Annotated in this window: 25 protein-coding genes; 12 read left to right on the top strand and 13 right to left on the bottom strand. The window is 62.6% G+C overall.

The annotated features are described in order from the left end of the window. Nucleotides 1–686: 686 nt before the first annotated feature. From APY03_RS41410 to APY03_RS12900, 10 genes are all read right to left on the bottom strand, one after another. Nucleotides 687–845 (bottom strand): hypothetical protein, encoded by a 159-nt coding sequence (locus APY03_RS41410; RefSeq protein ID WP_102906387.1) that lies wholly within the window; start codon nt 843–845, stop codon nt 687–689. Then, a complete protein-coding gene (locus APY03_RS12940; RefSeq protein WP_063599770.1) occupies nt 842–1,144 on the bottom strand; it encodes a hypothetical protein in 303 nt (100 codons plus the stop codon). Before APY03_RS12940 ends, APY03_RS41410 begins: the two co-directional genes overlap by 4 nt. Before the next feature lie 3 nt (nt 1,145–1,147). Next, nucleotides 1,148–2,224 carry a type IV secretion system protein gene (locus APY03_RS12935; RefSeq protein ID WP_063599771.1) on the bottom strand — a complete coding sequence of 359 codons (1,077 nt, stop codon included), beginning with the start codon at nt 2,222–2,224 and terminating at the stop codon, nt 1,148–1,150. 1 nt (nt 2,225) lies between these two features. After that, nucleotides 2,226–2,486, bottom strand: coding sequence for an EexN family lipoprotein (locus APY03_RS12930; protein ID WP_063599772.1), 261 nt, complete (start codon nt 2,484–2,486; stop codon nt 2,226–2,228). Further along, nucleotides 2,483–2,980 carry a hypothetical protein gene (locus tag APY03_RS12925; RefSeq protein WP_063599773.1) on the bottom strand — a complete coding sequence of 166 codons (498 nt, stop codon included), beginning with the start codon at nt 2,978–2,980 and terminating at the stop codon, nt 2,483–2,485. The genes APY03_RS12930 and APY03_RS12925 overlap by 4 nt, the downstream gene beginning before the upstream one ends. An 11-nt stretch (nt 2,981–2,991) precedes the next feature. Beyond that, complete coding sequence (gene virB5, locus APY03_RS12920) at nt 2,992–3,717, bottom strand: P-type DNA transfer protein VirB5 (protein ID WP_063599774.1); 726 nt, start codon at nt 3,715–3,717, stop codon at nt 2,992–2,994. Nucleotides 3,718–4,263: 546 nt separating this feature from the next. Beyond that, nucleotides 4,264–5,871: a type IV secretion system DNA-binding domain-containing protein gene (locus tag APY03_RS12915; protein ID WP_063599775.1), complete on the bottom strand. Its 1,608-nt coding sequence runs from the start codon at nt 5,869–5,871 to the stop codon at nt 4,264–4,266. After that, nucleotides 5,868–6,422, bottom strand: coding sequence for a hypothetical protein (locus APY03_RS12910; protein WP_146039732.1), 555 nt, complete (start codon nt 6,420–6,422; stop codon nt 5,868–5,870). The genes APY03_RS12915 and APY03_RS12910 overlap by 4 nt, the downstream gene beginning before the upstream one ends. Nucleotides 6,423–6,433: 11 nt before the next feature. Next, nucleotides 6,434–7,141 (bottom strand): StbB family protein, encoded by a 708-nt coding sequence (gene stbB, locus APY03_RS12905; protein ID WP_063599778.1) that lies wholly within the window; start codon nt 7,139–7,141, stop codon nt 6,434–6,436. 5 nt (nt 7,142–7,146) lie between these two features. Beyond that, the gene (locus APY03_RS12900; RefSeq protein WP_146039731.1) at nt 7,147–7,575 is read right to left on the bottom strand and encodes a hypothetical protein; all 429 of its coding nucleotides are present in this window, start codon (nt 7,573–7,575) and stop codon (nt 7,147–7,149) included. A gap of 429 nt (nt 7,576–8,004) precedes the next feature. Between APY03_RS12900 and APY03_RS12895 the strand changes: the two genes are divergently transcribed. From APY03_RS12895 to APY03_RS42465, 6 genes are all read left to right on the top strand, one after another. Further along, complete coding sequence (locus APY03_RS12895) at nt 8,005–8,367, top strand: plasmid mobilization protein (RefSeq protein ID WP_014125923.1); 363 nt, start codon at nt 8,005–8,007, stop codon at nt 8,365–8,367. After that, the gene (locus APY03_RS12890) at nt 8,357–10,741 is read left to right on the top strand and encodes an LPD7 domain-containing protein (protein WP_146041349.1); all 2,385 of its coding nucleotides are present in this window, start codon (nt 8,357–8,359) and stop codon (nt 10,739–10,741) included. The genes APY03_RS12895 and APY03_RS12890 overlap by 11 nt, the downstream gene beginning before the upstream one ends. Before the next feature lie 158 nt (nt 10,742–10,899). Continuing rightward, a complete protein-coding gene (gene parA / locus APY03_RS12885) occupies nt 10,900–11,529 on the top strand; it encodes a ParA family partition ATPase (RefSeq protein ID WP_033455146.1) in 630 nt (209 codons plus the stop codon). Nucleotides 11,530–11,541: 12 nt separating this feature from the next. Continuing rightward, nucleotides 11,542–11,757 (top strand): plasmid partition protein ParG, encoded by a 216-nt coding sequence (locus APY03_RS12880; protein WP_014125926.1) that lies wholly within the window; start codon nt 11,542–11,544, stop codon nt 11,755–11,757. Between the two features lie 16 nt (nt 11,758–11,773). Continuing rightward, the gene (locus APY03_RS12875; RefSeq protein ID WP_063599781.1) at nt 11,774–12,472 is read left to right on the top strand and encodes a hypothetical protein; all 699 of its coding nucleotides are present in this window, start codon (nt 11,774–11,776) and stop codon (nt 12,470–12,472) included. A 12-nt stretch (nt 12,473–12,484) separates the two neighbouring features. Next, entirely contained in the window at nt 12,485–12,676 is a 192-nt protein-coding gene (locus APY03_RS42465) for an antitoxin VbhA family protein (RefSeq protein ID WP_081043765.1), read from the top strand. 16 nt (nt 12,677–12,692) lie between these two features. Here APY03_RS42465 and APY03_RS12870 read toward each other — a convergent pair whose 3' ends face one another. The 3 genes from APY03_RS12870 to APY03_RS12860 all read right to left on the bottom strand — a co-directional run bounded on the left by APY03_RS12870 (nt 12,693) and on the right by APY03_RS12860 (nt 15,774). Continuing rightward, nucleotides 12,693–13,595: a NotI family restriction endonuclease gene (locus tag APY03_RS12870; RefSeq protein WP_068677411.1), complete on the bottom strand. Its 903-nt coding sequence runs from the start codon at nt 13,593–13,595 to the stop codon at nt 12,693–12,695. After that, complete coding sequence (locus APY03_RS12865; protein ID WP_033480615.1) at nt 13,595–14,827, bottom strand: DNA cytosine methyltransferase; 1,233 nt, start codon at nt 14,825–14,827, stop codon at nt 13,595–13,597. The genes APY03_RS12870 and APY03_RS12865 overlap by 1 nt, the downstream gene beginning before the upstream one ends. Before the next feature lie 305 nt (nt 14,828–15,132). Next, complete coding sequence (locus APY03_RS12860; RefSeq protein WP_223953290.1) at nt 15,133–15,774, bottom strand: recombinase family protein; 642 nt, start codon at nt 15,772–15,774, stop codon at nt 15,133–15,135. 185 nt (nt 15,775–15,959) lie between these two features. On the opposite strand from APY03_RS12860, the gene relB reads away from it, so the two are divergent. The 6 genes from relB to APY03_RS12830 all read left to right on the top strand — a co-directional run bounded on the left by relB (nt 15,960) and on the right by APY03_RS12830 (nt 19,127). After that, the gene (gene relB / locus APY03_RS12855) at nt 15,960–16,427 is read left to right on the top strand and encodes a type II toxin-antitoxin system RelB family antitoxin (protein WP_063599784.1); all 468 of its coding nucleotides are present in this window, start codon (nt 15,960–15,962) and stop codon (nt 16,425–16,427) included. Nucleotides 16,428–16,501: 74 nt separating this feature from the next. Further along, nucleotides 16,502–16,786 (top strand): DUF7673 family protein, encoded by a 285-nt coding sequence (locus APY03_RS12850; RefSeq protein ID WP_063599785.1) that lies wholly within the window; start codon nt 16,502–16,504, stop codon nt 16,784–16,786. A gap of 3 nt (nt 16,787–16,789) precedes the next feature. Next, a complete protein-coding gene (locus APY03_RS12845; RefSeq protein ID WP_063599782.1) occupies nt 16,790–17,098 on the top strand; it encodes a type II toxin-antitoxin system RelE/ParE family toxin in 309 nt (102 codons plus the stop codon). A gap of 81 nt (nt 17,099–17,179) precedes the next feature. After that, a complete protein-coding gene (locus APY03_RS12840; RefSeq protein WP_039515319.1) occupies nt 17,180–17,563 on the top strand; it encodes a hypothetical protein in 384 nt (127 codons plus the stop codon). A gap of 104 nt (nt 17,564–17,667) precedes the next feature. Next, complete coding sequence (locus tag APY03_RS12835) at nt 17,668–17,922, top strand: hypothetical protein (RefSeq protein WP_146039733.1); 255 nt, start codon at nt 17,668–17,670, stop codon at nt 17,920–17,922. A 62-nt stretch (nt 17,923–17,984) separates the two neighbouring features. Beyond that, the gene (locus APY03_RS12830) at nt 17,985–19,127 is read left to right on the top strand and encodes a replication initiator protein A (protein WP_232324243.1); all 1,143 of its coding nucleotides are present in this window, start codon (nt 17,985–17,987) and stop codon (nt 19,125–19,127) included. Nucleotides 19,128–20,088 lie beyond the last annotated feature (961 nt).

The following is a 20,088-nucleotide window of genomic DNA, read 5'->3' as shown; positions in this document are numbered from 1 at the left end:
GCCACCCATCCCCCCGCCCTTCCCGCCCCGGCGGGAAGGGAGCGAGTCGCCCTCTGTCGTCAGGGGTGCAGCCGGCGGGGCGCTTCGCTTCCTTGACTGCCCCCCAGACTAGAGGCTTGGGACGTTCCAAGGGCATCAAGGGCCGGGCCTGCGGCCCTGAAATCCTCACCCGTTCGGTGCTCGCCCTGCGGGCTGCGCTCCGCGTGCGGCTTCCGGTTTCACCCTTGACCCCCTTTCCACTTGAAAACCGGGGCACCTGGGGCCGTTTGGCTGGAAGTGGTGTCAAGGGCGGCACCGCAGGCCGCAGCGCCGTAGGCGACCGGGCGAGGATGCCGGGCGAAGCCTTTACCCTTGATGCCACTGGAAGCCGTGCAGCCTATCGGCCAGGGGGAGGAACAAGGCGAAGCCGCCGGGCCTGCCCCCGCAGCCAGTCCGGCAAGATCGGACGCGGGATGCAACCGAAGGGGTTGCCCAAGCGAAGCGCGGAGTAGGGCAGGGGATAAGAATAATAGTAGTAAGACTATTACTATTCCTACCGTTCCCGATGGTGACACGGCGACGACCTGGCCGAGCTGCCGGCGTCACCAATGCCGGGCAATGGTGACAGGCCCGCGCGATCGAGGAAGATCCGTTGTCACCAAAAAGAAAGCCCCGCCGAGGCGGGGCCGTGGTGCAGATCGAGGGACTTACCGCCGATGCAGCGCAAGCCGGACGTGACGCCAGAAGATGCGCCATTCCCCGAGCTGGCCGCCATCGAGCAGCAGCGCCCGGAACATGGCGAACGCTTCGCCCGGCCGCTTGCGGTACGCCTCGGCCATTGCTTCGTCGTGGGGCCTGTCCTTCATCGTTCGTACTCCATCGACGGCAGCGGGTAGGCCCGCGCGATGCGTTCCATGCTGTAGCCGTATTCCAGGCGGTCGAGCGTGGAGGGCTTCGCCCCTGTCCGCTTGGCCGCCTGGGCGACTTCCTGCATGTCCCTGGCGGTGTGGTCGGAAAGGCCAGATACCCGCGCTTTGATCGCCCGAGGATTTTCCGACCGTTCCCATTCTTGCAGCCAATGGGCAACGCGCTTGCTGTCGGAAATGTAGCCCGTGGAAAGCCGCATGAGGCGCAACAGGGCATGATGCTCCATCAGTGTGAACATGGCTCACCCCCCCTTAACGTTGCCGCCTTTCGCTGGCCCCCAGTTCTTGCCGAGGTTCTGCAAGACGTGCTGCCGATAGGCCGGGTTCCACATCGAGTTACCGGCCGCCAGATGATTAAGCCGGCCGCCCGTGACCATCATCCCGCTTTCCATATCGCGGCGCGTAGTTTGGCGGTTCAAAACCTGGGTGACGGGGGATGCCGCCGCCTGGGTGACTTGCCGCAGCGTGATACCCGCCGAGGACATGCCGCCGGCCAGGGCCGCCGCCGCCTCAAATGCTTTTTGTAGCAAGAACAGGGTCACGCCCGTGACGATCAGGATTTCCAGCATCGTGGCGATAGGGTGGTCAGTGGTGACGGCCAGAACCTTGGCCGTAAGCGCACTGAAAAACTTCATGCCCATGCCGAGAACCGTTGTCACCAGGGCGATTTGCAAGATGTAGGTCATGACCTGACCAAACCAGCTATCGAACCATTTGGCCGTGACCGGGAACATGAGCATGGCGATGAAGAACGGGCCGATGCCGAGCATGACGGTAAGCATGATCTTGGAAACGATGACCATTGCGCCGGCAGGAATGGCGATGATGAGCGTAGCGGCATAGATGATGATGGCGTTCAGCAAGTCCCAAAACACCATGCCGATTTCGTACCAGCGCCGTTTGCCCATTTTGTCGAGCATGTCGCCGCCGATCTGAAAACCATCCGTCACGGCCTTGTCCAGCACCTGATAGACCGAGGTTGCCGGCGTGCTGCTGCCTGATGCCGAGAAGGCATCAGCCACGCCCGTTTCCAGGCCGCGCAGGGCTTCGACAACCCATGAAAGGTAAGTGGGAGCACTCAGCACCAAGCCGCTTATGACAAGGAACTTGCCGCACGTTTTGAGGAAATTAGCCGCCGGAGCTTCGACGTATCCCAAGATGATGGCGAATCCCATCAGGACGAACGTCAGCGTTCCACCGTAGATGAAAAAGTCGGTGAACATGGAAATGACGTTGCTCGACGTGACCTGAACAAACGTGTTCAGGGTCATGTCGATGCTTTCGCCAATCCACTCGAAAATATTCGATTCGATAGCCATTTCACTTTCCCCCTTCGAGCGCGTTTATCGGGGCGTGCTTTGTGTAGCCACGCTTTTCGACGGCCAGATGGTTTGCCGCCGTCACGGCGTTGATGCAGTTCGGGGAGGCGTCCAGCTTGCCGGGATTGGCCTTGCACTTGGCAATCATGGCCGTGCGCTCGGCCTCATGGGATTTGTACCAATCGACGGTTTGAACGGGCGTGTTCTCGCCGCAGCCGGCCAGGACGGCCGCGACGACCAGGGCGATAGAGAGCTTTTTCATTTCGACTCCCCTTGCACATGCTCGATAGTCCGCGCTTCGGCGTCGATGGTTTGGCCGTTGAACTGCCGGGCTTCATGTTGCCGCATGACTTTCAGCGCGTGAGTTACTTCGGCCGCTTCGATGATTTGGCGAGAGGCGAGGAAGCGCAGCGTTGCTTCCCGGCGACCTGCATAGGTCGGTGTCAGGAACCTTTCCCGGCCATTGAAGTAGCCGATGGACAGGCTGGTAACGGCGCAGGCGACCGCCAGGAGCGTTGCTTGCCAGCTCATGAGCTGGCCTTGACTGAACAGCGGCAAGGTGAAGCCGTACCAGTCGTGCGCGGCGAAATAGGCCACCATCAAGGCCGCATAGATGGACACGCCATCCATAGCGAACATATGCACTTCGCGGCCGATGGCTTCCTTCCACTTGCCGAAGCGGCGCACGTCGCGCCAGAAGCCGATAACCATTGCTGCGTACATGCCCGCGAGCAGGCCGGAGAGAACGTAAATCATGGTGCGTCCCCTTACTTATCCAGCAGGTTGAAAGGCTGGTGCTTCGTGTATTCACGATTAGCCAGAACCTTGGCGTTGATTTCGCGTTGCCGCTGTTCCTGCAACCGATCTTCGGCCGCCGCGACCATCTGATACATCTGGAGCTTGGTTTGCTCGTTCTGAATCATGGCCTGTTCGGCTGCGATACGGCCTTGCAGCTCGGCAATCGCCTTGGGGTCGGGCGTGTCGTTGATCTTCGCCATGAGCTGGTCGATTTGGGTTAGCCGCGACTTCGCCTTGTCGTAGGCATCCAGGGCAAAAGCCTTGTCCTGGGCACCCTTGACGGCCTGGGCTTCGCAGTGCGTCCGCTGTTGGGAATCCGCCAGATTGGCGCAAAGGTCATAGACCTTGTTCCCTTCAAAGATGGATTGCGCCCGGCCGCTCAGGCCGGAATACCCGCCCGACTTCACGGCGTCATAGACGCCCTGCCAGTCGTTCGGCAGGTAGTCGCGCAGGGCCGAGTTATTCAGGATTTGCCCGAGGTTCCGCGATCCGGTCAGAGACTCGTATTGCTGCTTCATCTGATTGATTTGGCTGGTCATCTGGTCGTACTGCATCTTCCACTTGGCGATGGTTTCGACCTGGGCCGCGACCTGCTGCGCGATGGAAGCGCCGTCAGTGACCGGAATTTGCGCGAAGGCGGCCGACGACATGGCAATGCCGGCGGCCAGCACGAGAGAGACAGAGAAAGTTTTCATGATCGCCACTCCTTTTGATGAGAAGGAGGGGAAGCCGGCCGTTCTTTCCGACCTGTCCGCCGGCTCTTTCGAGCTACTTTTCCCGGCAGTCAGCCCCGCATTACTTGGGGCGGCACCCGGCCCGCGTTGCGCGGGCTTTGGGCTAATCACAACGGTCTTTCCACGTCGTCAGAGGCCGACTTTTCCGGCCACCCTGTCACGCCACTTTCAGCGTGTCATGCGGTGCTGTTCCCGCACGTCAGGCCCTTCTTTTCAGGCCGGCACCCGGTTCGCCTGGGGCGATCTTGGGGCATCAAGGCTTCCCCGATTTGGGGTAAATACAGATGCCAAAACTAGGCGTAATGGCATCCCAATTTTCGTACTTTGGCGCGGATTAGCCAATGGTGACACGGTGCCCGCACCAGGTTCGCCGCCGTGTCACCAACCGTTTTCACTCAAATGAAACTATAGCGTAAATGAGTGAATGAGTAAATAAGCGCCGTGCCGTAGGCACCTTTTCCCACCCTGGCCCGCAGGGCCAAGAGGGGGCGGCGTGCATGTCTGCCGTCACCCCTGAAAACCCGGCTGCACTTCGGGCATGGCGTGATACTCGACCTGCACCGCGCCGACCGGCTGGCCGGGGATTTTCAGGAAGCCGTGCAGATCGGGCAGGTTCAGGATTTCCGACGACAGGATGGCCGCTTGCCGGACGCGCTGCATGTTGTAGCTGGTATTGCTGGATTCCGACGAGTGCCCAGGGTTGAGCACCCCGCCCGAGCTGGTGCCCTGGCCCGTCGTCATTTGCAGCCGGTCAATGTCCTGTTCGCCAAGTTCCTTGCTGAAATACTCGGCCGTTTCGTTGTCGCCGGCCCGCAGTATCAGCTTGGTGGAGAGGTTCGCCAGGAGCGTTTGCGCTTCGTCGCGGCCGTAGGTTTCGCGGAGCTGCGACACCGTTTGCAGGCCCAGGACGCACCGGCCGCCGTACTTGCGGAGCTTCGTCAGGCCGCCGCGCAGGCTCGACACCTTGCCCAAGGAATCGACCTCATCGAACACGAACCATAGCCCGCGCTCTTGGTTCTCCGACAGACTCAAGCCCTCGACAATGCCAAGCTCCAAGATCGAGGCGACCAGCCCGCGCAGCATTCCCATTTGATCGTCGCGGTAGGTGACGAACAGCCACCCGTCGCGGGTTTCGTCCTGCACCCACTCACGCACGGAGAACGTGCCGGCGTCGGGCAGGTAGCGCCACACGCCGAGATAGGTAGCGATGATGCCGCGCGTATTGTTCAGCATCTTGTCGTTGCCCTTGGCCGTCAGGATGGCCGCAGGCGTGCCGGCCAGCAGCTCGCCTAGTTCCTTCGTGTCGGCCGCGCTGACGTAGTGCAGCAGCCGCTTTACCGAGTGTTCCCCGCGCTGATGCAGGGCGAGCAGCGTTTCACCCAGGAGCGTTTGCGCGTAGTGGTGCCACTCTGCCCCTTCGCCGGTGCCGTCCGGCACGGCCGCCTTGGCGATGCGCTGGCAATCGTAGTCATGGCGGATTTCCGCGAAGGGCGACCAATCGACCGAGCGCCGATCAAACGGGTTGAAAAGCACGTCACCAGGGCGGCCGAAGCGGGAGAAGAAGCCGCCGGCAGGGTCAGCGATCAAAGCCCGCTGCCCACGCTGGCGAACGGCCCGCAGCACGCGATTGATGGCCTGCGTCTTGCCCGCTCCCGTGGTGCCGCTGAAAAGCATGTGCTGGGCTTCCAGCATCCGAGGGAGGACGACGCCGCCGATTTCAATATCCACGTCGGCCGGCTTGGCCTTGTCGCCGTACATGCGGGCTTGCAGATCGCCGCCGCCGACAACTTCGGTGCCACGCACAACGGTTTCCTGACCGTGCGGCGCATAGTTCGCGCGGGCGACATAGTGACCCCATAGGCGCGTTTGGCAGAACACCGAGACGACGGCCACGCCGAGCGCCAGGAGCGCCGAGGATTCGCCCGAGGCGAGCCAGCGCGGCACGGCCGAGGCGATGCCATAGACCAGGGCCGCAGCCCACAGGCCGAGCCAGAGCCACACCACCCAAGCGACCGCGCCCCGGTTCTTGCCCTTGAGCGTGCCGAACACGTTGCGGGCCAGGAAGAAGGCCGAGGCGGCCAGGATAACGAGCGTCAGGACAAGGGCGGGCTTCATGGCGTGTTCCTTCTGGCCTCTTGGATGCGTTCTTTGGCCTTGGCGTCCAGATCGCCCCAGGTTGCCATGACGGCGCGGCCGAAGGCCGCTTGTTCGGCCTGCTGCTGGCCGTAGAGCAGATGCGAGCCGTAGAAGCCGAGCGCCCCGCCGAGCAGGCCGACCGCGAGGGCGACGGCCAGCCATTGCCACCGTTGCCGCACTTCGGCCTTGGCGGCGTCCGCATGGAGCCGCGCCGCGCTCGCCAGCTCGCGCGCTGCGCTATCCAGGGCGTGGCCGGCTTCATCGTGCATCGCGGCTTTCAGGGAGTCACGCAGGGCGACTTTGTCCTGGGCCGTGAAATTCTTGAAGGCCGCCACTTCGGCCTTGCCGGCTTGTTCGATGCTGCCCTTTGCATCCTTCACCGCCAGGGCAAGCGCCCCGAGCGTCGGCGCGACAGATTCCTTGAAGGCGTCCGGCAGCGCCTTGACCTGATCGTGTAGCCGCCCCACGTCGCCTAGCAGCTCATGTATCAGAGCATCCCTTGTGGTGCGGGGCGTGCGTTCCGCTTCCATGTCCTACCCCCTCACTTGAAAAGCGCGTCATAGACCGCATCGAGATTGCGGCGGACACTTCGGGCCAGAGCCTTCAAAGCGTGCATGTCACCCCAATGGGAACGTTCTTTCGCGCTCGCATCCGGGTTGTTTTTCAGCATCGCCTTGTAGTCGGTTTCATCCGACAAAAGAGCATCGACGGTCAGTTTCTTGACCGCGAGCGCGTCGAACAGCTCATTTTCAAAAATGGCCGCGTCGGTATTGGCAATGCAGTTCTTTTCCTTTTTCGCGTAGTTGAGGACGTGCGTAAATTCGTCGGCTACGTCAGCTTCCACCCGATTGAACACAATGCGGATTTTTTCCGGCGGGATGCCGAAGTCGGCCAGGGTTCCAATCATCGAGATAGTTTCTTTTTGCTCTTTGGTGCCGCTGGTGACGGGGATAACGAAATAGTCAAATTCGAGGTGCGATTCATCGAACTTGACCATGCCATCTAGAAAATCTTCGATGTTCGATGCGCCCACGTCGATAACTGCATCATCCAGGGCAATCAGCTTGCGGAACAGGTCGCGGAATTTCTGGCCTTTGATTTGCTCCACATCGACGCCAAGGCCGGCCGCCGTTTCATTGATCGTTTCCACCGCAAAAATGGGCGCATTCCCCATGTGGGGCGAAAGCAGATGCGCGGCGATGGTGGTCTTGCCGACAGTGCCGGTGTAGTTGAGAACGGCGACTTTCATAATCTTTACTCCTGATCGTCCGAGCCATCTTCCAGGCTCTCTAAGTCAATGTCCCGCTTCCGTGCTTTGCGCACGTCGGCCGGGTTCGTGATGCGCGCTTTGGGCTTGTCGCCCTCGCGTGCGCTTTCCGCTGGCGGGGAGGCCGGCGGCTTTTCGTCATGACGAAGTGGGGCCGGTGCAGGGGCCGCCGATCTGCGCGCCGGCCTGTCCCCTGCCCGTTCCTTGCGGATGCGTTGCAGGGCGCTTTTGAAGCTCGCCATCGTCATGGTGAAGCCCGCAGCGTGCAGTTCGGCCAGCACTTCAGCTTGTGGTGCGCCCGCCTTCAGGGCGGCTTCCACTTCGTCGAAAGATTCGCGTAGCCGGGCCGTTTCCGACCGCCGTTTGTCATCGGTCGCCAAGGCCCGCATACGCGCGGCTATATCGTCTTTGCTCATCGTTCGTTCGCCTTGCGTTGAATTGCATCGGAATCGCATACATTGCGACGCCAAATGATAGCGCAACGCATCTTGAAGCGCCATATATGCGTCTATTGTGCATCCCTTTTGCATCCTTTGCAAGTCGCTTCGCATTCATTGTGCCGCTTTGCGGCGCGTGCTATGCTAAAGCATGGCACTTATAGGCACGTCGGATATGTTTACAAAACGCTCCGCGTTTTGACACATATCCCGTGCCCAAAGGGGTTGCCCCCCTTTGGAAACCCTGCCGGCGGCCCCTTCGGGAGCCGCGCCGACTGGCGACAGATCCCCGCCCACCAGGCCGGGGATTCGTCGCCATCCGGCAAGACCGCCCGGCGCTGTCCGCGCCGGCCTGCAACCGCCCTGCCCTGGCCGCCGTCCGGGCAGGAAATGAAGGGAGGCCCGCCCATGCCCCGCAAGCCCGCAGACGGCCAGAAGCTCACCCGGCCGGTCAGCTTCCGCCTTACCGACGCCGACCATGCCGCCTATCTGGCGAAGGTCGAGGCGTCAGGCTTGAAGCCGTCCGAGTTCTTCCGCGAGTGCGTCTTGCAGAACCGCACCCAGGTTGTCGCCCGCGTGCCCACGAGCAGCGACAAGCGCCGGCTGCTGTACCTGTTCAACAAGACCAGCAACAACATGAACCAGCTCGCCCATGCGGCAAACGCGGCCGAGCTGGCAGGCACGGCCACGCCTGCGACCTATGCCGGCATCCTGGCCGAGCTACAGGCCATTGCCGACGCGATGCGGGAGGCCGTCGAACATGCTGATTAGGGTGCGTGGCGGCGAGGCCGGAATCCGCGAATATCTGGAAGAAGGCCGGAAGGACGGCCGCGACTACAACCGCGCCGAGCTGGACGAGCGCGTGATATTGGCGGGCGACCTGAAATTGACTGACGCCATCATCAACAGCATGGACAAGCAGGGCGAGCGGTATTTGCACATCACCCTTGCTTTCAAAGAGGACGAAATCAGCCCGGAATTGTTGCAGGCGATCACCGACGAGTTCCGGCAATTCGCCATGACGGCCTATGACCTGGACGAATATAGTTTCTATGCCGAGGCCCATTTGCCCAGGCTGAAAAGCTACACCAACCAGCTAACGGGCGAGTTCATCGAGCGTAAGCCGCATATTCACATCGTCATTCCTGAATACAACCTATTGAGCCAGCGGAATCTAAACCCGTTCGGCAAGGTCGATCAGCAGACCAAATTCCTTGAAGCCTTTCAGGAACACATCAACGCCAAATATGGGCTTGCCAGTCCTAAAGATAACCGGCGCTTAGAGTTCACAGACGAAAGCGCGATGATCGCCAGATACAAAGGTGATTATTTCAAGGGCGCGAACCACGAATTGAAAGAGCGCATCTTGTCCGTGGTGCTCGACCAGGGTGTGACCGACTTCGACCAGTTCCGGGCCATCGTGGCCGAGCATGGCGACACCAAGGCCCGCAACGCAGGCAAGACCGGCGAATATCTCAACGTGAAGCCCGAGGGCGCGGCCAAGGGCATCAACCTAAAAGACCACGTTTTCAGCCGTGAATTTATCGAGCTGCCGGCCGACGAGAAGCGCCGCCGGCTGGCCGGCGAGCTGCGCCAGGGATACGAGGACGCGCAAGCGCCCCGCCCTACCCCGGCCGACATTGCCGACCGTTTGAAGGAGTGGCACGAAGTCAGGGCGGCCGAGCTGAAATATCTCAACAGCGGGAGCCGCAAGACATACGCCGCCTATCGTGAGGCCGACCCCGAGCAGCGCCGGGCCATGCTGGCCGAGCGCGCGGCCAGCTTCTACGCTAAGCACCGGGCCGCCCATGAGATCGAGCCGCAGCCCGAGCCACCGGCCCCGACCAGGGCGCAGCCAGCCAGGGAGCCGGCCCCCCTGCCCTCGCCGGCCCAGGAGCGGGACAGCCGGCCGGCGGATACCGTCGTCGGCCAGCGCATTGCCGAGCGGCACGAAGCGACCATGCGCGGCCAGGACGCCGGCCGGGCCGAGTTCGACACGATCAAGCGCGAGCTGGACGCCGCGCGCCTGCTGGCGACCGTCAGCCGCACGCATGGCGTGATGCCCGACAAGTACGAGGTGACGAAGGCGAAGGACGGCAGCGACCGCATACGGTGCGGCCGTCGAAACCTGAACGTGACCGACTTTCTTACCCAGGAGCTGCATTTGCCCTGGCGCGAGGCCGCGCCGATCTTGCGCCGTACCTACGCCGAGCAGCAGGGCCGCGAAGTGCAGCAGCCGGCCCGGAGTGCCCCGCGCCGTGACCTTTGGGCCGACTACCGCCGGGAATGGCAACCGCAACAGCGCGAACGCCGGGAACAGGATTGGCAGGCACAGAAGCAGCGGGAGCAGGAGCGCCGCGCCGAGCTGCGCCGCCAGTACCAAGCCGAACGCCGGGCCATCCAGAACGACCGCGCAATGAAGGCCACCGAGCGGAAGGCCGCTTTGTCCCTGGCCCGCATGGAGAAGGTGAAGCGCGACCTAGCCTTGCGCGACCAGATCGAGGCCGAGCGCACCGAGCTGAAAGCCCGGTATCGCATGAAGCCGGCCGACCAGTACCGCGCCTATCTGGCCGAGCGTGCCGGACGTGGCGATGCCGACGCCCTGGCCGAGCTGCGCCGGCAGCGCATGAGACAGCCGCATCCGGCCAAACGCGAGCGCATCGAGGACAAGGACGGCCGCCACCCCGAGGCCGCGCCGATCATGAAGCCGACCGCCCCGGCCGGGTACAAGGTCGATCAGGACGGCAATGTGACCTACTACGACCAGCAGCGCCGGGCCATGTTCACCGATACCGGGCCGGCGGTTGAGTTCAGCCAGACCGAGCGCGACACGCTGGAAACCGGCCTGCGCCTCGCCCTGGCGAAGTTCGGGCCGAGCATCCGGCTACGTGGTGGCGATGAGGCATACAGGCACGCGATGGCCGACATTGCGGCCGATAAGGGGCTTTACGTCGAGTTCAGCGACAAGGGCTTGCAGGAGCGATACGAGCAGCGCCGGGAGGCGATCAAGGCCGGACGGGCCTACATGGCCCAGGCCGAGCGCGCCAAGCCCGCCCAGGGCGGCCCAGGCCGCGCGGCCGAGCCGGAACAGGAGCGCGGCCAGGAACCGCAGCGCCCACCACGCGACACCGGCCGCAGCCGGTAGCGCCCTGCCCTTTTGGCGACACCGCGGCGACCTGGCCACCGCCGCGGCGTCACCATGCGGCAATGAGTGAATGAGTAAATGGCGGCTTTACTCGCTTGCCCTTTGGCGATATACTCAAATGAGTAATTGCGTTTTTGTTCATTCACTCGGGAGCCACCATGCAGGTTATCGCCGTACTCAACCAGAAAGGCGGGTCAGGCAAAACGACCATCGCCACCCACCTAGCCCGCGCCCTGCAACTGGACGGGGCCGACGTGCTGCTAGTCGATTCAGACCCCCAGGGCAGCGCCCGCGATTGGGCGGCCGTGCGGGAAGATCAACCGCTAACCGTCGTCGGCATCGACCGGCCGACCATCGACCGCGACTTGAAGAACGTCGCGCGCAAGGATTTCGTCGTGATCGACGGCGCACCCCAGGCGGCCGACTTGGCCGTGTCGGCCATCAAGGCCGCCCATTTCGTGCTTATCCCGGTGCAGCCATCCCCCTATGACATTTGGGCGACCGCTGACCTTGTGGAGCTGGTCAAGCAGCGCATCGAGGTTACGGACGGCAAGCTACAAGCCGCCTTCGTCGTGTCGCGGGCGATCAAGGGCACGCGCATCGGCGCGGAAGTCACCGAGGCGCTGAACGGCTACGGTCTGCCCGTTCTGGAATCTCGCATCACGCAGCGCGTGAGCTACCCAGGCACCGCCGCCGCCGGCAGCACGGTTATGGACGCCGAGCCGGACAGCGATGCAGCCGCCGAGGTTCGCGCCCTGGCGAACGAGATTAAGCAAAAACTCATTTGAGGATTTGAGGAAATGAGCACTAAAGGAACCACCCTCAGCGCCGGCCGCCCGAGCGCCAAGACCAACAAGGCCGCAACCCTCGCCAGCCTTGCCGACAAGGGCGCGACCGTGCGGGTTAATTTCGACCTCGACCGCGACCAGCACATCAAGCTCAAGGTGTATGCCACCAAGCAGGGAAAGAGCGTCAAGGAAGTGCTGACCGACTTCGTTGCACAACTCCCCGAGTAATGGAGTAAATGAGGCAATGAGCGAAAACTTAAACGAGCCGACCGCCGACGAGCTGCCCAGGCTGCGCGACCAGTGCGGCGCACTGGCCTTGGAGCTGGAACGCGAAACCGACCCGACCCGACGCGCCGAACTGGCCCGCGAGCTGGCCGAGTGCCGGCAGCGCGTTTTCCAGGCCGAGCAGGGCGACCGGCCCCACGACCGCGACCGAGAGGCCGGCGGGCCTGCCGGCGACGTGCAGCCCGCCCAGGTGATGCGCGAGCGCATCGAGGGCGGCAACATCGAGGCCGCCGACCCCCGCCCGGACTATGCCGGGCTGTACGCGGCCGAGCGGGCCGAGAATGCCGAGCTGCGCGCAGAGCTGGCCGCGACGGAAGGGCAGGGCATCAGCAGGGAGCGCGAGCGCCTGCATTCCGCCGTCGAGCACGCCCAGGAGCAGCAGCACGCCGAGGAATTGAGCCATGCCGGCGTTAGCCCGGAGCTGGCCGCCGAGTACGAGGCGCGAATCCTGGCGCGTGATGAATCGTTTGCGGGTGAAGTGGTGCAGCAGATCGAGCGCGACGACGAGGGCCGGGCCTTCGTCATCGAGGCCGACGGCGACCGCGTGATGGTTCCGCAGATCGAGGGCGCGGAAATGGACGTGGGCGACGACGTGGAAGTGAGCCGCGACCACCAGGGCAACTATGAAGCCGAAACCGGCTATGGTTACGGTCGTTGAGGAATTGAGTAAATGAGCGAAAATTCACCTACTCATAAAATCACAGATGAAGAACGCCGCCGCCGGCAGGCGGCTTGCGACTATGCCCGCGCGTCAGTCGGCCTTGAAGGCTTCAAGCCGTCCCAGGCCGACGAGGAACACGCGGCCCGGTTCATCGCGGGCGAAATCGACCTTGCCGAGTTCGTCGCGCCCCGGTCGCGCTGAATCTGTCTTGATGACGTCAGCCAAGGGCGGCTTCAATAGCGGTTTTATAGACGTTCTCATCCGGCAAGGTGACGTTGTTGAACGCCTCTTGCACCTTGTAAACCGTGGTCGAATGTGGCGGCAGTGCTTTCAGCGGCACCGTGGCCCCGTCGATGATGCCGGCTTCTTCGTGCTCATAGGCAAGAAACGTGATCGACGCCGGTTGCAAGGCATAGCGGATCAAACCACCAACGCCACCAAGGCGGGCCATGATTCGCGTGTAAACAGGTTGCGGGCAGACGAAGAACAAGCCTTTCCGGCACAACGCTTCACGTTGCAGCACCTGGCCCTTGTAGATCAGTTGGGGAAGGATGCGTTTATTGACGTTTTCCCAATTCAAGCCCGCCGTCGTCGCCGGGTTCGTGCGTTCTGGCGTGAGCAGGGCTTCCCGACCGTTGCGGTAGTTGCCCGTTGTGTCGATGGTCTGAACTTCGACGGCGACAAACTCTTTCAGCTTGCCATTGGCATCAAGCAACGCCAGCACCCAATCCACGAAGTAACTGCCCGCGCCGTCCTTTTGCGGTAAGCGCAGTTCGCCGCCCCAGCGTTTGCCGAACACGGCTACGACTGGTGCTTGTTTCGCCCGCGCCCGTGCTGATGCTTGCCGGCCCGCGATCAGCTCTAAATCTTCGTCAAACGCGATCTTTGCCACGTCATACAGGGCACGGTACTTGTCCGCGTACAAGCGGATAGGGCAGCAAATAACCGGGCCGGAAGTTGCTGGCTTGATGGTGCAAACGCCGGCGATAGCCCCGTCACTCAGCCGCTTTTCGCACACTTCGGACAAGTAGGGGCATTGCTTGTCCGTCGCGGCGGCCACCGCCGCCGGAGAGTGGTCATCGGAGCGATAACCGAAGAACTCCCAAATCTTCCCCGCCACTACGCCACCCGTACTTTGCGCTCGTTCTTGCGGACACTCCCCAGCACCTGGGCGATGGCTCGCCCGACGGCTGCACCCAGCAGCGGCGGCACGGCGTTACCCACCTGTTCGTATTGCTCAACCCGCGACCCGCAGAAAACGTAGGTGTCAGGGAAGGACTGGATGCGTGCCGCTTCGCGCACGGTAAAGGCTCTGTCCTGCTCGTAATGGAAGTAAGCGCCCCAATGCGGATCGCACTTGGTCAGGATGGTGGATGCGAGGCCGTCAGGATTGACCCGCCCGTAACGCTTCGTGTGGTCACTGCGCCGCGCCATGCGCATCCCGCGTGGCAACAGGGCTTCGGGAATATCCGTCCAGTTCCCGCCCGGCGGAATGTGCGTCATGCGTTCAAGGTTGATCTTGCTCAACCGGGCGGCCTCGTGACACGTCACGCCCGTTGAACCTGCCCGCATCAATTGTTGATACGGGTTATCCGCCGGGTGCCGGTAGTCTTTGACCTGTTCGCCAATCTCGCCGTTATGCAGGGCTGGCAAGTCGCCAATGGCATCCTTGACCGTGACGTGTGACGGCAATTCCAAGGAGCGCGGCAAGTTCACCAAGTTTTTCCCGGCGAACTGCGAGGTGAAATTCACCCGAACCGGCGCTTGGCGCAGCGGCTCCGGGAACAGCGCCATCGGATCGACGCCGCAGCGACTGCCAAGGATGATTGTGCGCCAGCGGGTTTGCGGCACGCCGTAATGCGGCGCGTACAGAATCCGCACGTCGGCGTCGTAGCCGAGCTGCTTCAATGATTCCAAGATCGCATCCAGCGTTGCGCCGCCTTCAAACGACACCATGCCAGGGACGTTCTCGATCAAGACCGCGCGCGGCTGAAATTCGGTGACAAACCGCAGGTATTCGCGGAACAGGTGGTTCCGTGAATCCTCGGTGGAACGCTTGGGCGCGTTGATCGAAAAGCCCTGGCAGGGCGGGCCGCCAGCGACCAAATCCAGTTCGCCCCGCTTCAAGCCCAATAGTTTTCGGACTTTGCGCGCATCGACCTTGCGAATGTCCCGGCTATCGACCTGCGTGGCCGGATGGTTGGCGGCGTAGGTTTGCGCATAGCGCGGGGAAATCTCGTTTGCGTAAAGCGACGTGAAACCGGCTTCGCGCAGTCCTTCGGACAGTCCGCCCGCGCCTGCAAACAAGTCGAGCGAGGTCAAGCGCCCTTCCAAAGAATTAAGTTGGCTCATATCGCTTTTCTCTTTGTTGATTGACGTGGCTTCCTGGCTGCTGGTGCCGTGAACATATCGGGTTGCAAGCCACCTTGATGCCGGTCGGCGAATGCCTGCATGAACTCGCGCAACACTTCCGACGCACTCCTGTTTTCGGCCAAGCAAGCCCCTTGGAACGCCTCGCGGAGTTCCCTTTCAACACGGATACGGAGGCCAGCGTCTTTGCTCGACATAGGGTGACAGTATCGCATGGATACACGTTTGTGTATCCAAAATATCGGGCTGGCCTTACTAATTCACTGGCGACAGGCCCGCGCACCTGGTCAGCTCGCTTTGTCACCATCGGCGGCCCGCATGAGGGCCGTCACGCGCTTAACTTGGCTGGTGCTGCACCCGGCCAGCCTCGCCGTATCGGCAATGCTATGGCCGCTTGAGCGCAGGGCGGCGATGCGTTCGTGCATGGCGTTGTCGGTCGGTCGCCCGGCGTACTTGTTCGCACGCTTCGCCAGTTCGATGCCCTGGCGCTGCCGTTCCCGCTGCGTTTCGTAGTTGTCGCGGGCCATCTGTAGCGCGAGCCGCAAGAGCATGTCTTGCACCGCTTCCAGCACGATACGCGCCGCACCATCGGACGACGCGGCCAGCTCCGACAGATCGACCACGCCGGGCACGGCCAGCTTGGCACCCTTGGCCCGGATGGAATCGACCAGCTTTTCAGCTTCGGCCAAGGGTAGGCGGCTGATGCGGTCTATCTTTTCCGCGACGACGGTTTCACCGGCTTGCAGATCGGCCACCATGCGCAGCAGCTCGGGGCGGTCAGCCCGCGCCCCTGATGCCTTTTCCCGGTAGATGCCGGCGACGTAGTACCCGGCCGCCTTCGCGGCTTCCACGATGCTTTCCTGGCGCTGCAAGTCCTGTCTGTCCGTACTCACGCGCAGATAGATGCGCGCCACCTTCATGCCGGTCATGGGCCGTTCCTTCGTGGTCAATTTGGGTATGCCTAAATTGGCCTAGCTTATCAGCCATAGCCAAAAAATTAAACGGCAACCCTAAATGTCCATTACATTTTGTCCAACCTTTTTTGTCTATGTGCTTGCACGTTTTCAATAAGTCATGCACACTATGCGTTATGTTTCAACGCAAGGAGAGAACCATGCAGAGCATGACCCTTGAACAGCTTCGGACGGCCAGCGAGGCCGGCGGCGTATCAAGCGTGACCCTGAAAGGGCAGGGCGGGGCGTTCCTCGTTCAGATCGCCACGCGCAACGGTTCCGGGGCCGTTCTGGCGAAGGCCCGCAGCAGCGAGCCGCGCCGCTTCGGCAATCCAGCCACGGCTATGAACGTGCTGCGCGACGTGGGCATCACTATCGGCCAGTTTGACGCCAGCGAGTGGAACCCCGCCGAGCGTGAGCCGGTGGAGCGTTCCAGCGACAACCGCGCTCAGGCGCTACGCAAGGCCCACGAAGCCGCCGCCTATAACGAGTGGCTGGCCGCCGAGATTCAGGAATCCATCGACGACCCCCGGCCGAACATCCCGCACGATGAAGTCATGGCCGAAATGGATGCCGACATTGCCGCCTTGATGGCCGAACGTAAGCCGGCCGCGAGGAAGCGCGCATGAAGGAGCAACCGCACCAGCCCGAGGGCATCCCGCCGGCCATCCTGGCCGCACTGGCGGCCGAGCCGGCCAGGAACATGACCGACGCCGAGCAGGCGGCGCTTGAGCGCCTTATCCGCATCGCCAAGGCCGACACCGGCCAGAGCCGGCGCGTTGCCGATTTCCTGCTGGCGTGGTGGAACGCCGGCAGTTGCGGCAGCTTCGACCTTACCGCGCTATGGGCGCTGGACGATGCAATCACGGCCGACATGGCGACCGTGTTTGCCTTCATCGCCCGCGTCAGCAAGTACCCCGACAGCCTGGGCTATGAAGCCGACTTCAAGGCCATCGTGCGCGCATGGCGTCCCGAGCTGGCCGACTGATCTATGGCGAAGGCAAAGACCCCTTACCGCATCGAGTGGCGGCCGAAGGCCCGCGAGGATTTGCGCGGCATCGTTCGATACATCGGCAAAGACAACCCGACCAGGGCGCGCAGCTTCGGCCAGGAGCTACGCGACAAGACCTTGCCTCTTGCACAGCACCCGGAGCTTGGCCGCACCGGACGGCCCGGCCTGCCGGACTATGTGCGCGAGCTGGTCGCCCATCGGAATTACATCGTGTTCTATCGCGTGCTGGACGAAACCCGCGCCGTGGAAATTTTGCGAGTGAAACACGCGGCGCAGCAAACGCCGTGACGTGGTGACAAGCGGATCTCGCCGGCGAGATCTACTTGTCACCAATACCAACCCCGGCGCGCTAACGCCGGATTTTTAGGAGTGGCGAAGATGAACCAGCAACACCAGGACTTTGAAAACGCAGGTATCCCGCAAGACCAGCTCGGCGCTTTCGTGGATGCCTTCTTTGACCAGTTGGAGCCGAAGCCCAGGAAGGGGCGGCCTTGGACGTTCGACCGTTTCAGCGCGGCGTGCGACACGCCCGGCCGGGAGCAGGTGCAAGCCGTGCTCTATCCCGACGACGAGGCCGGTTTCACGCTGTACGCGCGCCAGGGTAGGGCGCTGCATGCCGTCACCTACGAGGGCCGCCCGGTGCGTTTCCGCACGTTCGAGAAGGCGCTTTCGACGCTGGCCGACGTGGCGCACCTTGCGCCGGAAATCATCGTGGATTCGTCCAACTGGCGCGAGGCGACGGGGCCGATGTGAAAAAGAAAGGCCCGACACCGCGCTAACAGTGTCGGGCCGGGGTGCGGCCCCGGAGTGGCGAACTCGAAAGGGCCGCTGACCATCACCAAAACAGGCAAATGACCATGACCAATCTTAGCAAAAATGGCGACCGAGAAACAGCATTTGAATGCGCCATGAATGCCTTGCGCGAGCTGCGCGCACAGCGGGCCGACCGGCCTCAGATGTTCCTCGTTGAGACGGACGGCAACTTTCTTGGCGAAGTGTCGCCCCTGTCAGATGGCCGATGGATGGCACGGCCCTACGGTCGGAGCTATCCAGATGGTGTCCCTTTCGACACGGCTGACGAAGCCGAAAACTTCATCAGGGAGGGCGTATGAGCCGAACACCACACGACGGCCCACGCGCCATAGGTGACACCCTGGGCGATTCCTTGACTCGCTTGAAAGCCACCATCGACGCGAAGCACCGCAAGCGCGTTGAGGCCGCCGCCCGACCGGGCGAGACGTTCGCCCAGGCAGAGCGCCGCGTGCGCGCGGAGGACGCAGCCAGGGAGCAGGAAGAAGCCGAGGCGAAGGCCGCCGCTATCGCGTCCATCAAGCGCAATGCCCGCGAGGACACGGCCAAAGCTGCGCCGTCACCATCCATGCGCCGGCCGCCAGAAGGCGATGCTCAGGCCGATTTTTTCGTGCCTGTCCTGTACGACGTGGCGACGAAAGATAGCCGCAGCATCATGGACGTGGCCGTGTTCCGCCTGTCCAAGAAGGACAAGCGAGCCGGCGAAACCATCCGCTACGAACTGACCGATGGCTATGTGGAAGTGAAGGCCGGCCCCGATGGCATGGCGTCCGTTTGGGACTATGACATTGTGCTGATGGCGATTTCGCACCTTACCGATGCGATGAACCGCTACCGTGAAGGGCGCGGCGACAAGCCTAGCCGGGTTTTCCGTCCGCATGTCGCGGAAATCCTCAAGTTCTGCCGACGTTCGGATGGCGGCCGTCAGTACGAGGAAATCGAGGCGGCGTTAGACCGCCTGAAAAGCACATCCTTGAAGATCGTCAGGACGCGAAAGGGCAAGGGCGGGCGCATGATGCGCGAGGCCGAGGGCGAGGGGCTTCTAAGCAACTACCGCACCGTTTCCTATGCGGAAAACGGTCGCGTGGCGGGCGTGGAAATCGAGGTGCCGAGCTGGATTTATCGGGAGGTGGTCGAGGCCAAGAACCCCGAGGTTCTGACCGTGCATCCCGAGTATTTCTTGATCGAGCCGGGCATAGGCCGGTTCCTGTACCGATTGGCGCGACGAGCTGCCGGCCGTGGCCGGGCGCGTTGGTCTTTCAAGCTGATCTATGAGCGCAGCGGCAGCGTGGGCACGTTCAAAGAGTTCTGCCGCATCCTGCGCAAGCTGATCGACGCGAACGACTTGCCCGAATACACGCTTGCAGAGGTGGCCGGGAAGGCTGGCCCGATGCTCATCATCACCAACCGGGACGCTACCCCGGACGAGCTGCCCGACTTGCCGGACGAGGAAGGCGAGGACGGCCAAGACATAGGCGACGATGACGCTCCGCCGCCGCTTGCATGATGGTGACACGCTGACGACCTGGCCAGCTCGGCCGCGTCACCATGACCGCCAGGCATGGCGGTGTGTAATAGACGGAACGATGGCGACAGATCGACAGCCAGGCGGGCGGTTTTTGTCGCCAAAGGTGTGTAATCGACGGAGGCGATTCGTTTCAGGCTTCCAGCCTGTGGATAGTCCGTCGATTACACACCGGGTTCCGTCGATTACACACCCGGCTCCGTCTATTACCCACCAAAGCCCGTCTATTACACACCGGGCAACCCTACAAGCTATTGATTTTTAAGGATTTTTCGGCGTTTTTCCGCTCTAAATCTTTAAAACATATTTAAAACTCTTAAAACGTGCCGGCCTGTGCATAACTCGACCGGCAGCGCGAAACGAACCGCCGCAACGCCCTACGGGCGCGCCTACCCTCCGCGCTTCGCGCTCCGCCCCGTCGCCTATGGCGCCGGCCTGCGCCTTCGGCGGGGCACCCCTACGGGGTTCCCCCGGCTTCGCCGGCTCCCCCTCCGGTCAAATGGCTGGCCTTCGGCCAGGATGCTTTACCAGGGCGCGGCCAAAGCCGCGCGGTGCAGCTCGGCCGCCAGCGCAGGGCAGGGCGCGTAGCGCCCTGCCAGGAACCGGCAGCGCGAACGGAAAGGCCGCAATGGGCTTTCAGAAAAGGAACAAGTCGGGGCCGGCGTGCCACAGAACAGGCACCAGAGCGCGCAGGAAGGGCCGTAGGGGCGTTTCTCAGGGTAGGGGCGACCTTCACCCCCGCCAAGCCCTCAAAAAGCGCCTACGGCGCTTCCTGGGGCGTCCGGCGGGCCTGTCATGCGCTGAATCTGTCTTGAATCTCGAAAAAGGCCAATGATTCCAACGGGCCGGGCCTACACACCGCCCCCACGCCGGCAGGGCCGGCGAGCGGGAGAAAGGCGCGTTCCGCGCCCGCCACCCATCCCCCCGCCCTTCCCGCCCCGGC

The organism is Variovorax sp. WDL1, assembly GCF_001541225.1.
GTDB lineage: Bacteria > Pseudomonadota > Gammaproteobacteria > Burkholderiales > Burkholderiaceae_C > Variovorax.
The sequence above is the reverse complement of the archived record's forward strand: the minus strand, read 5'-3'. Positions and strand labels throughout refer to the sequence as shown.